At 59.2% G+C, this 13,672-nt stretch carries 14 protein-coding genes and 1 pseudogene; 1 reads left to right on the top strand and 14 read right to left on the bottom strand.

Annotated features, from left to right (window positions below; all coding sequences use genetic code 11):
* From WBP53_RS12560 to WBP53_RS12540, 5 genes are all read right to left on the bottom strand, one after another.
* Nucleotides 1-1,308 (bottom strand): thiamine pyrophosphate-dependent enzyme (locus WBP53_RS12560; protein WP_423929421.1); only part of this gene is annotated, 1,308 nt, incomplete at its 3' end.
* Between the two features lie 107 nt (nucleotides 1,309-1,415).
* Nucleotides 1,416-2,021 carry a glutathione S-transferase family protein gene (locus WBP53_RS12555; RefSeq protein WP_423929419.1) on the bottom strand — a complete coding sequence of 202 codons (606 nt, stop codon included), beginning with the start codon at nucleotides 2,019-2,021 and terminating at the stop codon, nucleotides 1,416-1,418.
* Complete coding sequence (locus WBP53_RS12550; protein WP_423929417.1) at nucleotides 2,015-2,572, bottom strand: GNAT family N-acetyltransferase; 558 nt, start codon at nucleotides 2,570-2,572, stop codon at nucleotides 2,015-2,017. Before WBP53_RS12550 ends, WBP53_RS12555 begins: the two co-directional genes overlap by 7 nt.
* A 9-nt stretch (nucleotides 2,573-2,581) precedes the next feature.
* Nucleotides 2,582-3,136 carry a pilin gene (locus WBP53_RS12545; protein WP_423929415.1) on the bottom strand — a complete coding sequence of 185 codons (555 nt, stop codon included), beginning with the start codon at nucleotides 3,134-3,136 and terminating at the stop codon, nucleotides 2,582-2,584.
* Nucleotides 3,137-3,211: 75 nt separating this feature from the next.
* Nucleotides 3,212-4,384 (bottom strand): acyl-CoA dehydrogenase family protein, encoded by a 1,173-nt coding sequence (locus WBP53_RS12540; RefSeq protein ID WP_423929413.1) that lies wholly within the window; start codon nucleotides 4,382-4,384, stop codon nucleotides 3,212-3,214.
* Nucleotides 4,385-4,544: 160 nt separating this feature from the next.
* On the opposite strand from WBP53_RS12540, the gene WBP53_RS12535 reads away from it, so the two are divergent.
* A complete protein-coding gene (locus WBP53_RS12535) occupies nucleotides 4,545-5,369 on the top strand; it encodes a polysaccharide deacetylase family protein (protein WP_423929411.1) in 825 nt (274 codons plus the stop codon).
* A 14-nt stretch (nucleotides 5,370-5,383) separates the two neighbouring features.
* On the opposite strand, the gene WBP53_RS12530 is transcribed toward WBP53_RS12535, so the two are convergent.
* The 9 genes and pseudogenes from WBP53_RS12530 to WBP53_RS12490 form a co-directional block, all read right to left on the bottom strand.
* On the bottom strand, nucleotides 5,384-5,920 hold the full coding sequence (locus tag WBP53_RS12530; protein WP_423929409.1) for a hypothetical protein: 537 nt from the start codon (nucleotides 5,918-5,920) through the stop codon (nucleotides 5,384-5,386).
* 11 nt (nucleotides 5,921-5,931) lie between these two features.
* Nucleotides 5,932-6,429, bottom strand: a complete 498-nt coding sequence (locus WBP53_RS12525) for a hypothetical protein (RefSeq protein WP_423929407.1) — start codon at nucleotides 6,427-6,429, stop codon at nucleotides 5,932-5,934.
* Nucleotides 6,430-6,441: 12 nt separating this feature from the next.
* Nucleotides 6,442-7,380: a 5'-nucleotidase gene (locus tag WBP53_RS12520; protein WP_423929405.1), complete on the bottom strand. Its 939-nt coding sequence runs from the start codon at nucleotides 7,378-7,380 to the stop codon at nucleotides 6,442-6,444.
* Between the two features lie 80 nt (nucleotides 7,381-7,460).
* A complete protein-coding gene (locus tag WBP53_RS12515; RefSeq protein ID WP_423929404.1) occupies nucleotides 7,461-8,585 on the bottom strand; it encodes a pyridoxal-phosphate-dependent aminotransferase family protein in 1,125 nt (374 codons plus the stop codon).
* A 262-nt stretch (nucleotides 8,586-8,847) separates the two neighbouring features.
* Nucleotides 8,848-10,035, bottom strand: a complete 1,188-nt coding sequence (locus WBP53_RS12510; protein ID WP_423929402.1) for a trans-sulfuration enzyme family protein — start codon at nucleotides 10,033-10,035, stop codon at nucleotides 8,848-8,850.
* Nucleotides 10,004-10,516, bottom strand: coding sequence for a hypothetical protein (locus tag WBP53_RS12505; RefSeq protein WP_423929400.1), 513 nt, complete (start codon nucleotides 10,514-10,516; stop codon nucleotides 10,004-10,006). Before WBP53_RS12505 ends, WBP53_RS12510 begins: the two co-directional genes overlap by 32 nt.
* A complete protein-coding gene (gene galU / locus WBP53_RS12500) occupies nucleotides 10,513-11,406 on the bottom strand; it encodes a UTP--glucose-1-phosphate uridylyltransferase GalU (RefSeq protein ID WP_423929398.1) in 894 nt (297 codons plus the stop codon). The genes WBP53_RS12505 and galU overlap by 4 nt, the downstream gene beginning before the upstream one ends.
* A 23-nt stretch (nucleotides 11,407-11,429) precedes the next feature.
* Nucleotides 11,430-13,319 (bottom strand): polysaccharide biosynthesis protein, encoded by a 1,890-nt coding sequence (locus tag WBP53_RS12495; protein WP_423929423.1) that lies wholly within the window; start codon nucleotides 13,317-13,319, stop codon nucleotides 11,430-11,432.
* Nucleotides 13,313-13,672: pseudogene (locus WBP53_RS12490) on the bottom strand (hypothetical protein); the annotation flags it as partial. The gene WBP53_RS12495 and the pseudogene WBP53_RS12490, both read right to left, overlap by 7 nt.

Here is a 13,672-nt window from a genome sequence, read left to right as displayed (position 1 = left end):
GTCGTGCAGCGCCTGGTTGATCTGGATGGCGAGATGCCGCGGCGGCTGGTTCTCCGGCAGCTTCTGTTCACCGCCAAAAATATCTAGGCGCCTTTCCTGATCGTCCTGACGATCCGCCTCGGCCTTGACCGCGGCGGGGGTATACGGAGCGAGCGGCGCGATGATTTCAGCAAGCCGGGACAACTTGGGCCGCCTATCCGCCTCATCCGCTGCCGCAAAGCAGCGTGCACGAACCGTTTCATAGCGCGCGAGAAGCTCGTCCTTGTCGAGCAAACCCGACTCCAGTGCGATGGAGGCCGATCGCAGCAGGGGATCACCGGCTTCCACCTGAACCAGTTCTTCGACGCTGCGCCACTCGATCTCGAAATCGGTACCCGCGTGTCCCATGATTCGCGTGGTGCGCAGATGCAGAAAGGTGGGACGTCGCGTGCGCCGGCAATGTTCGATGGCACGCGCAACGCCGGCATGGCCGGCAGCCAGATCCAGTCCATCCGCGTAAAAATAATCGAGGTCGCGCCGTTCGCTGAAGTTTCTCTCGATCCAGCCACCAGGGGTCTTTACCGAGATGCCGATGCCGTTGTCCTCGCAAACAAACAACACTGGAGCCGGCAGCTTCTGGTAGGCAGTCCAGCCTGCTGCATTGAACGCAGTCTGGGCAGTCGCGTGGTTGGACGATGCATCGCCGAACGAGCAGATCGCAATGGAATCTTCTGGAATCGGCAGCGTATGACCGATACGACCGGCCTGCTCGATGGCAAGCGCAGTGCCCAACGCCTTGGGCAGGTGCGAGGCGATGGTCGAAGTCTGCGGCAGGACCCAGAGTGGTTTGGAACCCCACACCTTGTGACGCCCGCCGGAAGCCGGATCATCCTTGCTGGCTGCGAACGAAAGCGCCGAGTCCATGATCGGATCCATGCCAGGCAGCTTGCGGAAGCGTTCAGCCATGAACGCTCCCGATCGATAATGAAGAAAGGCGGGATCGGTATGCCGGCTCAGCCTGGCCACCATCGCATTGCCTTCGTGCCCGCTGGATCCGATCGTGTAGAAAACGCGATTACGCACCCGCAACACGCGTGCCATGAGATCCAGATGGCGCGATATCAGCTGCGATTCGAACAGATCGAGGAATTCTCCAGCCGAACAGGTGCTACCCGGCAGGACGGGCGCGTCCGGGGAAGGGCTGGATGCAACGTGGCCATCCCAATCCCTGACGTACTCGATGAAATTCTGGTCGCAGATATCCGCGCGATTGAGGCCGCGATGGCGTGCGGTGATGACGGGGCGCTGGACCGGATTGACGACAGCCATGGGGACAGGTTCTGAATTCGGAGTCTGGTAGGCCGGCTATTGTAGCGGGCTTGGCCGATATTGCCGACGCCCAGCGCTGGCGCAATTCGCACGCCGCATTACCGGGATCATGACTTCATCGGGACAAAGCCAGACAGGCTGCGCACGCGCGCAAGCCAGGCAAGAAGCTCGGGATAGCCGGAAAGGTCGAATCCGCCATCTTCTGCGCAATGGGTGTAGGCAAACAGCGCAATGTCAGCGACGGTCGCCGAGTCGCCGACGAAAAATGCCCTGCCGGCCGACAAATGATTTTCCATCAGCGCCAACGCTTCGTGACCAGCCTCGACCAGACGCGGCAGTTCTCCACGGCGCGGATGGTCTTCAGCAAGGAACAGGTTGATGAATCGTGCCACGGCGATTTTCGGCTCGTGGCTGTACTGCTCGAAAAACAGCCACTGCAGCACCAGTGCTCGTTGCCAGTGATCTTCGGGGAGCAGATCAGTGCCCTCGGCAAGGAAGCAGAGAATCGCATTCGACTCGGCAAGGATGCGGCCATCCTCAAGCTCGAGCACAGGGACTTTTCCATTCGGATTGCGGGCGAGGAACTCCGGTGTACGGGTTTCGCCATTTGCGCTGTCGACCTCGACCCAGCGACAAGCCAGCTTCAGTTGCGCCAGCAGCATCTGAAGCTTGTAGCAATTGCCCGAAACCCCCATGCCGTAAATCGTCAGCATGCGGACTCCCCCGAGCTGTTCCTGGCTCGCCATTGCTCCCGAGTCTGGCCCCAGATCTCGACGTCCAGGTCGATAGGAGCCGGCAGGCGCCCCCTGCGCAGGTAGCTTGAGCCGAGGCTTGCCGCGAGTGCTTTCGATGCATGGTTGTCAGGAGAAATCGTATGGATCACTTCGTGCCAGCCGAGCTGCTCGAATGACCATTCGATCGCCGCGACAGATGCTTCTTTCGCATACCCCCTGCCCCAGTATTTGCTCGCGATACTCCAACCCACTTCACTTCCAGGCCAGCCTTCCGGCATCCAGGGCCCGATTCGACCAATCCACTGCCCGGCAAGCTTCTCGATAACTGAAAACATCGCGAATCCCTGCATCTGCCAGGAACCGGCAATGCCGACAAAGCTTCGCCACGCGCTGGAGCGAACTTGCACGCCCCCCAGATGGTGCATGGCCTCCGGATCAGCGGCGAAGGCAGCCCATGACTCGAAATCCTCGGGTGCGGGCGGGCGCAGGATCAGGCGCTCGGTTTCGATACGAATACTTGATGTGTCCAAGACCTGACCCTAACGGCTCGCATCATCGGGGCTGTTATTTTGAACGTACTCACAACCTGGTGAATACGGCCAAGCTCTGGCAATTAGAGGGTAATCGTGGGTCACGCACTTCCATTGAACGCCCATGGATTCGTTGCCATCCAGATTCGGAGTCAATACAACTGTTCCCCCCTCCACACTGGAGGTGGCATCAAATGTAAGAACTATCCTGCCCCCCTCCGATACCTGCATGGAAAGCAGGCTTTGTCCGCGATAGGTTTCCGGCTCACCTAGACCTGTCTGTGCATTGCTGGCTGGCATTCGACCACTGGACATATAGCTTTCAGAGACCGAGTTCCGTGCAGAAAAGGCAACCACCATGGCTTCACGAATTGCCTGCGCTGCCCGCTCTTCAGCGATTGACTGCTCCGCCAGTCTTCTGCCTTGCTCGACTTTCTTTTGCAAGTCGGCGTCGATCATCGCTTGCACTCGATCAGCGTCGTATTTTTCGTAGAAATGAAAAACGAACAAGGCCACAAGAACCCCAAAAAAGGCGGCAAACGCTGTGATCAATGCGTGGCGCATACGAGAAAACCCTACGGCTGAAAGTTTCGACGCGATCTCGCGTCGAGGCTATTTCGGCTCACCCCGGTTGATGCACTAGAACGCATTTATGCCGGTGACTTCCCGGCCAACCACCAGCTGATGCACGGTTTCCGTGCCCTCGTAGGTGATTACGGACTCGAGATTGAGTGCGTGACGGATCGGGCAGTGTTCGGTGGTGATGCCGGCTCCGCCGAGGATGTCGCGCGCCTCCCGGGCGATATCGATGGCCATGCGACAGTTGTTCCACTTGGCCAGCGAAACCTGCGTCGGCTGCATCGTGCCGGCGTCCTTCAGACGCCCAAGTTGCAAGGACAGCAGCTGCGCAGTCGTGATGCGACGTGCCATGTCAGCCAGCTTGAGCTGAACCGCCTGGCGCGAAGCGATTGGCTGCTTGAACAGGATGCGGTTCTTGGAGTACTCCAGCACTTCGGTAAAGCATGCGATTGCGGCGCCAATCGGCCCCCAGGTGATGCCATAGCGAGCCTGGGTCAGGCAGCCAAGCGGACCCTTCAAGCCTTTCACGTTGGGCAGGCGGTTGGCTTCGGGCACGCGCACGTTGTCGAAGAACAATGCCGAGGTGACGGATGCGCGCAGGCTCATCTTCTTGTGGATTTCCTGGGCCGTGAATCCAGGGAAATCCTTCTCCACGACAAAACCCTGGATGCCTTCGTCGGTCTGTGCCCAGACAATTGCGATGTGGGCCAGGTTGCCATTGGTGATCCACATCTTGGAGCCGTTCAGGATCCAGTCGCCACCATCCTTCTTCGCATTGGTTTTCATGCTGCCGGGATCGGAACCGCCTTGCGGCTCGGTAAGACCAAAACAGCCAATGACCTTCCCGGCGGCCATGTCAGGCAACCAGCGCTGGCGTTGCTCTTCCGTTCCGTAGGCGAAAATCGGATACATGCACAGGGAAGATTGCACCGAAGCGAAGCTGCGGATTCCGGAATCGCCGCGCTCCAGCTCCTGGCAAATCAGGCCGTAGCTGACGCTGTTCAGGCCCGCGCAGCCGTATTCGGTAGGCAGACTGCAGCCGAGCAGGCCGAGTGCAGCCATTTCGGGCACCAGTTCGTGCGGAAACACGGCCTTGTCAAAACAATCGCCGATGATCGGAATCACGCGTTCATCCGTGAACCGGGCGACCGCATCCTGCACCGCCTGCTCTTCTTCGGTAAGCAGCGAGCGGACATCGTAGAGATCAACGGGGTTTAGCGGTGTGGCAGCCATGACTGGGTTCCGGGGTTGGCAAAGCACGCTATTGTAGACGTCGCAGCGTTGCCGGAACACCGCTGGATGTCCTCTTTTCCCGGCCGACAACCCGGAAAGTCGCCCTTGGCGCTGACCCTGCGGACCTCTATGCTGGCCGCCCGTTTACCATTCCGGTCCCATGCGCGTACCTGTCCTCGCCTACCACGCCGTCAATATTGCCGGCAACGACTATGCCAGCAACGATCCTGTCGCGTTCGCCTCCGACCTTCGCCTTATCCATGAACTCGGCATGCGCATCGTGCCTTTGCAGTGGGTGGTCGAGCAGATTACCGGCAGCGGTCACCGGGATCTGGAAGCATGTGTCGCGCTAACTTGCGACGATGGCTCGAACTTCGATTTCGACGATCTCGATCATCCGAGCCACGGAGCGCAGCGCAGCCTGTACAACTGTTTGCTCGACTTCGTTGCCGAATACGGCGAAAAGGCGCAGCCGGACCTGCACCTCACCTCCTTTGTCATCGCGTCACCAGAGGCCAGGGAACACATAGATCGCGGCTGTCTCGCCGGACACGGCTGGATGAGCGAACAGTGGTGGTCCCGTGCGCAACGTTCGGGCCTGATTGCCATCGAAAACCACAGTTGGGATCACAACCATTCGGCTGTCCAGCTACCTGGCATCGAGGGCATGCAGCGCGGTTCGTTCATGGAGGTCGACAATTACTCTCGCGCCAAGGCCGAAATTGCGGCAGCGACCGACTACATCAATGCGCGCATCGCACCTTCCCGGACACGGATCTTCTGCTACCCGTTCAGCCACGTACCCGAGTACCTGCGTACGGAATACTTCCCCCGCTTTGCCGATGAACATGGAATGCTCGCCGCGATGGGCGATGGAGCCACGCCGGTCACCGAGACCAGTGATCGCTGGAACCTGCCGCGCTACATCTGTGGCTGGCACTGGAAATCGACCGAAGCACTGCGCAGCCTCCTGACATCAGGCTGACCCAAGGGGCTGCTTCAGAACGTCCCCAGCGCGTGCACCTTGGCCACCAGAGCTCGCTGGATGTTCGGGTGCAGGGGTTTGTGCCAGTTGACGATGACATGCTGGTGTTCGGTCTTGATGAATCCGGCTGCCAACGCGACCTCAAGCGCTCTTGGGTCGCCGCAATGACCAAAGAATGCATCGCAGCAATCAGCGTATTTCCGAAACGCATATTTCAGAAGATGAAACCACATGCCGCCGGCATCGCGTAGCGCATTTCGTTGCGCATCGGTCATGCGTCGGGCCGTATCGCCATTGGTGCAGGAGCCGCCAGAGAGATAAACATCACCAAAAGGCATCATGTGCGAGTAGCCGGCCAGATGAATGCCACCCACGGCGTCCCTGTACAAGCCGATCAGGTGCCTGGGTGACTCAGGTGGTGGATGACCAAATTTGCGCTGGAACAAATCGGAAATCAGAAATTGTGAATGATCGACCTCGGAAATCGTGATGAATCCGTGTAGCGCCGGAGGAAGTATCTCGCGCGCATCGAAGTGTTCTCCACTCTGCATGATCGAACTCACTAAAACGGTATGAAGGAATTTGCCTTGGCGACCATCTGCTTGCGCAGTGCCTGATCGACTTCCCGGGTCCAGTAGACAAGCAAGTGATCATGTCGGGTTGATTCGAAACCGGCTGCCCGATCCACCCGCTCCGCCAGGGCATCGCCGCAGTAGCCGAAAACCGCCGAATAACGCGCGCCGAAATGGCGCAACGCCCACTTCAGGGTATGCAGGTAGAGCCCGCCGGATGCGCGGATGCAATCACGCTGCTCGCGGCTCATTCGACGCAGCACACGATCATCCGTGCAAGCCCCGCCACCAAGGAGGATGTCACCACAATCGGTAAAGTGGATATAGCAGGCTACCGAAAATCGCCCATCACCCTCGCGAAACCAGGCGAGCACGTGATGCGGGAACTCAGGCACCGGAAGCCTGTACTTTCGCAGGAACACATCGGCCGCAAATGACGGCCCACGGTCCGCCTCATTCACGACGATGAAATCATCGATGTCGTTCATCGCAGCAATATCCTATTGATCCGGGCTGTTGTGCACGCCATGCGGGACATGGCCCGTTGCAACATGTTGTCGCGCTGAATCGACGTTGAGCATGGAGTCGTCGAAGAAGATATCCGCGCCGAATGCCTCCAGAAACGGGCCTTTCGAACGGCCTCCGAGAAAGAGTGCTTCGTCCAGTCGCACACCCCAGTTGCGCAGGGTGAGGATTACGCGCTTGTGCGCGGGTGCAGAACGCGCCGTGACCAGCGCCGTGCGTATGGGGGAATTCTCGATCGGAAACGCGGCCTGGATGCTGTGCAGCAATTCCAGGAAGCTGCGAAACGGACCGACAGCGAGAGGCTCGTTGACACGCTGGGTTTCATTGCGATGAAACGCTTCCAATCCTTCATCCCGGGAGACGCGCTCGGAGTCGTCGCCGAAAATCACCGCGTCTCCATCGAATGCGATACGAAGTTGCTCGGACGGCAGTTCAGGAGCCTTCGAGGGCAGGATCGTCGCTGCCGCCACGCCCGCCGTCAATGCCCGCCGCACGTCGTCGACGTTCGCTGAAAGAAACAGGTTGGCTCCGAACGGATGCGCGTAGGCGGCCGTCGGGGCTCCGTTGGTGAAGGCAGCACGGATGATATCCAGCCCGTAGTGCTCAATGGCGTTGAATATGCGCAGGCCGGTATCCGCCGAGTTTCTCGAAAGCAGAATCACTTCGACCCTGGGTGCTTCCGGTGCCATGGCATTCAGGCGCAACAGTTTCTGCACGAGCGGAAACGCGATGCCTGGAGCCAGCAATTCATCTTCGTGAGCAATCTGATAGCGCGCGTAGGCATCCAGCCCCTGGCGCTCGAACAGTTCGTGACTGTCGCCCAGGTCAAACAACGCCCGTGAGGAGATCGCAACGACCAATTTTCGCGCTGGAACGGAGTCTTCAGAAGGCTGGGCAGAAACCGGAGTGCTCATGTTGTGGATCTTACATCCTGTAGATCATGGCGGAGACAGGCTGGTTTCGCGAGGTACCGAGCACACGATTCTGACCGTGATCAGGCCGGCTTGCGATCCAGACATATCGCCAGGGCCTCAAGTACGCGATCAACATTTGCTTCGGTGCTGCCGGCCCCCATCAATCCAATCCGCCAGATCTTGCCTGCCAATTCACCCAGGCCCGCCCCTATCTCGATCGAAAACTCCTCGAGCAGCCGACTGCGCACAGCGGATTCACTGACACCCTCCGGCACGACAACCGCATTCATCTGGGGCAGTCGCGATGCTTCGGCCACCAGGAGACTCAGGTCGATGCTCTCCAGCCCGCGCTTGAATCTCAGGTGATTGTTGCGATGCCGGGCAAATGCCGCTTCAAGCCCTTCCTCGCTCAGCATCAGCAGCGCTTCATGCAGGCCATACAGCATGTTGATGGGCGCGGTATGGTGGTAGGCACGCGCTCCACTGCCCTCCCAGTAGCCCATCAACAGGCCGAGATCAAGAAACCAGCTCTGGACCGGAGTCTTTCGCGCTTTCTGTGTCTCCACGGCACGATCGCTGAATGTCATCGGAGACAAGCCCGGCGGTGCCGACAGGCACTTCTGCGAACCCGAATAGATCGCGTCAGCACCCCATTCATCCGCCAGTACCGGAATTCCTCCAAGACTGGTCACCGCATCTACGATACTCAATGCACCGTGTTCAGTGGCAAGTCTGCACAGGGAGCGAGCATCGGACTCGACGCCGGTCGAAGTTTCGGCATGCACGAAAGCCAATGCCTTGACTCCCGGGTTGGCTTTCATCGCCGCTTCGACTTTTTCCAGATCGATCGGCGTACCGAATGCATCATTGACCATGATGGGTTCGGCACCAATGCGCACGACGTTTTCGCGCATGCGCCCGCCGAACACGCCGTTCTGGCAAACAACGACCTTGTCCCCAGGCTCGACCAGATTGACGAACGCCGCTTCCATTCCCGCCGAACCGGGTGCCGATATCGGCATCGTCATGGGATTTGAGGTCTGCATGGCATCGCGCAGGAACGATTTGGTCTCTTCCATCATGCCGACGAATCGGGGATCAAGATGACCTATCGTTGGTCGTGCCAGTGCCTCGAGTACGCGCTGTGGAACCGGTGACGGTCCGGGACCAAGCAGCAAGACATGCGGTGGCTGAAAGCTGGGCATCGTAATTCCTGTTTGATATGCCTGATCGAGTCTACTTCAGCATACGCGGAGGCAGGCAAGGCAATACGCCGCATGATCTCATACAGGCAAACGTGCCCAAGCGTGAGCACCAGCTCTGGCATGCGATGACCCGAGTGACCGTTCATGCCGTGATTCGTTGGCGCACTGGTCTTGAGAGTTGCGCATCTGCTCCGAACCTTTCCGGGCAAACCGCCGGGCGCAATCGCGATGGTCTTTGCCGAGCACTCCGGCTTGAGGCAACTCAGATCTTGTCGAGCGCCTGAGAAAGATCGTCGATCAGCACCTCGGGTTCTTCTAGCCCCAGAGACAGACGGACCAGGCTGAGCGGAACACCCGAACTCGGCCGCATTTCGGAACCAGGCGGGAAAACCGCACACACCGGAAACGCCAGTGATTCGTAACCGCCCCAGGAGACTGTCATGAGGAAGCGCTGGAGCGCATTGCAGAAGCGCTCGACGGCTACGCAGTCATTGGTGTCGAGATCGATGCTCAGCAAACCGCTGGCTCCGGACAACTGCGATCGAGTGAGGTCGGATTGCGGGTATTCGGTGGCATGCGGATGATGGACACGACGAATCTTCGGATGCGCCTCGACGAATGCGAGCACCTTGGCCGTCGTCGCCGCGATTCGCTCCATGCGCACTGCGAGCGTGCGCATTCCACGGATCAGCAACCAGGCATCATGCGGAGACATGATCGCGCCGAAGGTCATGTACGGACTCTTGAACACCTCTTCGAGCAAGGCGCGACTGCCACACAACATGCCGGCAACCACATCGCCATGCCCGTTGAGGTACTTCGTTGCCGAATGCACGACCATGTCGATACCGAGTGCAATGGGCGACTGGTTGAGCGGCGTGGCAAAGCTGTTGTCGCACAGGGTACGAATACCGCGCTCCCTCGCCATCGCGGCAATTGCCCGAAGGTCCTGCTGCTCGAACGTCATCGAGTTGGGGCTTTCCAGCACGATCAATCGAGTGTCGCTGGTCATTGCCGCCTGGAAGTTGGCGACATCCGTGCCGTCGACAAAGGTCGTGCGGACCGAGAATCGAGGCAGCAGGTCACGCAAGAGTGATCGCGTCCAGCTGTATGGTTTCGCCACGCACACGACATGATCGCCAGCGCGCACGCTAGGCAGAACAGCCGCTGCGACTGCTGCAGCACCGCTGCCGAACGCAAGGCAGTCTTCCGAGCCCTCAAGCGCAGCGACCTTCTGGCGCAGGATGGCGACAGTCGGGTTGTTGCCGCGCGTATAGAGATGTTGCGAATACTCGTCGGAGAATCCCTCGCGCATGGCGGCAACGCTGGGAAACGCGAATATGGCGGATTGCACGAGAGGAGGGACAACCGCTCCGTGATAGTCCTCCCTGCTCTCTCCCAGATGATTGAGTATGTAGCTAAGGTCCACGGCTTCCTGCCCCGGACTCATCGTTCAATCGACGCAACTCCACCCGACTGACTTCTTCCTCGTCACCGCTGCGATAGGTCTCGATTCGTTCGAGGCTACCGTCCGATTTGACGATGAATTCGAGCCGATGCAAATGGGAGGCTGTCGCGGTCGCGAGATTGGTCGCATCAACGAACTCGAACGCGAGTCTGTTTTCCTCAGCGTGCTGAAGTGCAAGGCGGGGCTGATTGCCCTGGCCGCAATAATGCGTTGCCAGCAGACGATCGCCATCCCGGTGAATGATTGAGAGCGTTGCAGCAGAAGTGCCGGGCTGCCAGGATTCCACGAACACCGAATCCCGGGATGTCAGGGCATAGTCGATCCTGATGGTGTGCCCGCCGTCCGTTTGACCTTGCCATTTTCCAGCGAGCGGCTTCAATTGATCGAATGCCTGCACGGCAGATTGCTCAACGCCCATCGCGGACATCGCAGCCAGCATCAATGTAGCCAGTAGAGTACTCATTGTTCCAGACTCCTTAGCAGCTTGAGCGTCTCCTGGCCTATCTGTGGATCCTGCAAGGCCATGTGCAGGGTCGCCTTGACCAGACCGAGCTTGTTGCCGCAATCGAAGCGGGTTCCCTCGACCCGATAGGCCAGTACGGACTGCTTCTGCAGCAAGGCCTCAATGGCATCGGTCAACTGGATTTCACCACCGGCACCCGGCGATGTCTGCTCAAGCAGACTGAAAATGTCTGAGGGAAGTACATAGCGACCAACGATTGCCAGATTGGACGGCGCAACATCGGGCTCGGGTTTCTCGACCATCTTGCGGATCCGAGCAACGCGCTCGGAAATCGCCTCGGAATCGACGATCCCGTATTTTCGCGTGTCTTCGCGCGGGACCTCCTCGACCGCCAGAACTCCGGCGGACTCGCGCGCCGCGACCTCCGACATCTGGCGGAGTGCACCGGGCCGTCCCGACCCCGGATTGCCGTTCCAGATCAGGTCGTCGGCAAGGATCACACCGAACGGCTCATCACCAACGACGGGTTTGGCACACAACACGGCATGCCCCAGACCCAGCGCTTCGGGCTGGGTGACAAAGACGCAGCGAACATGCTTTGGCAAGGTTCCCTGGACCAGAGCTAGCAGGTCATTCTTGCCTGATTTGGCCAGCTTGCTCTCAAGCTCATAGGCCTTGTCGAAATAGTCGGCAATCGCATGCTTGTAGCGGTTGGTCACGAAAATCAGCGTGTCCGCTCCGGCATCCACCGCTTCGTCGACTGCGTATTGGATCAGCGGCCGATCCAGCACTGGCAGCATCTCCTTGGCGACGACCTTTGTCGCCGGCAGGAATCGTGTACCCAACCCGGCTACCGGAAACACTACTTTACGCAACCGCCCAGAAGTCATCGATGCAATCTCCAAAGCTGGAATCAGGAAGGGCGCGCCACGAAAGGAATGACGTCACCGGAATTTTCGGCATCACGTGTCTGGAACTCCGGCAACAACTGATCGAGGATTCGACGAAGCTGTACTTCATCAAATTCACGAACGGCCAGTTCGGCCTGCTGCATTTGCATGGCCAGCAGGCTCCATGCCATCAGACGTGGTTGCGCCAGATAGATCTTTGCATGGGTTGTTGCCTGGTAATTCTCTAGAGGATGAAACAACTCCTCAAACAATTTTTCACCCGGCCGCAAACCGGTGTAGACGATCTCGATATCGCGACCTGGCTGCTTGCCGGCCAGCAGGACCATCTGCTCGGCGAGGTAGGAAATCTTGACCGGCTCGCCCATGTCCAAAGCAAAAATCTCACCGCCCTTGCCCAGCACGCCTGCCTGCAGGATCAGCTGACAGGCTTCCGGAATGGTCATGAAATATCGCGTGATCTCCGGATGGGTCACGGTCACGGGGCCACCCTTTCGAATCTGTTCGCGAAACAGGGGAACCACCGAGCCTGCTGAATCCAGTACGTTTCCGAAGCGGACGGTTATGAAACGAGTTTGCGATTGGGCCGCAAAATTCTGGCAATAGATCTCTGCGGCACGTTTGCACGCACCCATGATGCTGCTCGGGTTGACCGCCTTGTCGGTGGAAATGAGAACGAAGCACTCGACTCCGTGGCGATCGGCGGCCTGAGCGACGGCGAGTGTTCCCATGACGTTGTTGCGAAACGCTTCGCGAAGCTGATCCTGAAGCAGCGGAACATGCTTGTAGGCCGCGGCATGAAACACCACCTGTGGCCTGGCCATGGCAAATACGCGTTCGCAGCCCGGCAGGTCACCGCAATCGCCGATACGGGCATCCAGCAGAAGGTCGGGAAACTCCCTGCGCAGTTCCTGCTCGATTCGGTAAAGGTTGTATTCGGATATTTCGAGAATGGTCAGCGCGGATGCGCCTAGCCGGGCAACCTGGCGGCAAAGTTCCGAGCCGATCGAACCACCGCCGCCGGTAACGAGTACGCGCTTGCCCGAAATGCCGGTACGGATCGATGTCCAGTCGAGCTGCACCTGTTCACGCCCCAGCAGGTCCTCGATAGCGACCTCCTTCAGTTCGCCGAAACTCGAACGCCCCGCGACCACGTCAGCCAGACGCGGCATGGTCCTGAATGGCAATCCGGTCTGCTCGCAAAGACCCACCACGCGCTGCATCTGCAAGCTGGTCGCCGATGGCATGGCGATAAGCAGCATCTGCGCGGCTGTCTCGCGTGAAAGGTCAGGCAGTTGTTCCAGGTTGCCAAGGACCGGCACACCGTGGATACGCGCGCCGCGGATCTGATGGTTGTCGTCGAGAATGCCAACCAGCCGATACCGATTTTCCCGCACCAGGCCGCGTACAAGAGTGTCGCCCGCCCGCCCAGCGCCCAGAACCAGGACTCGCATCGCAGGAGAGCGCGAGAGGAAATCCAGTCGGCTGTCCTTCCAGTAGCGATAGGCAAGCCTGGGCAGCCCCAGCAAGACCGCCAGAACCGGTGAATACACGAGCAGCACCGTACGCGGCACGGTGGCCAGGCGATTGTAGAGAAACAGGGTGATTGCAATGGCAAGTGCGCCGAGGACCGCCGCACGCAGGATGTTCCACAGATCAGGCAGGCTGGCGAATCGCCAAAGCCCCTTGTACAAACCGGTTATCCAGAAGACCAGACCTTGTGCCGCCAGAACCAGCCAGACTTCAGGACCGAACAAGCCGAGCTCTGGACGCACCGACTCGAACGACCATCGAAATGAGGTGATCGCGGTCCAGGTCAGCCAGACCATCGCCAGATCATGGACGACCACGGCGAGACGCGGATGGATCTTGGCGATGAGTTTATTGATCACGATCCGTTGACCCGTCGTTTCCCGAGACAGTAGCGCTTGCCGAAAACCCAGACCAGAACCGCCAGCGCATAGACGCCGACCAAGGCATAGCCTCCACGAGCGGGTTCAACCGAACTCCCGGAAAGCGCGTCCAGCGAACCGACCCAGTACAGGACCGGCAATACCACCAGCAAGTTCCAGCCCATGTACAGGCCGACCACGCCTTTGTGGCTGAATCCGGAACGTGCCAGCCATTGGTAAAGGTGTTCGCGGTGCGCACTATACCAACGTCGGCCACTGAGCATTCGCGAAAGCAGAGTGCAGGTGCTGTCTACGACGAACGCCGAGGCTGCAATCAGTCCAGCCATCCAGAACTC

Origin of the sequence: Dokdonella sp. (assembly GCF_049593775.1) — a bacterium.
In the GTDB taxonomy this organism is placed as follows: domain Bacteria; phylum Pseudomonadota; class Gammaproteobacteria; order Xanthomonadales; family Rhodanobacteraceae; genus Dokdonella.
The sequence above is the reverse complement of the archived record's forward strand: the minus strand, read 5'-3'. Positions and strand labels throughout refer to the sequence as shown.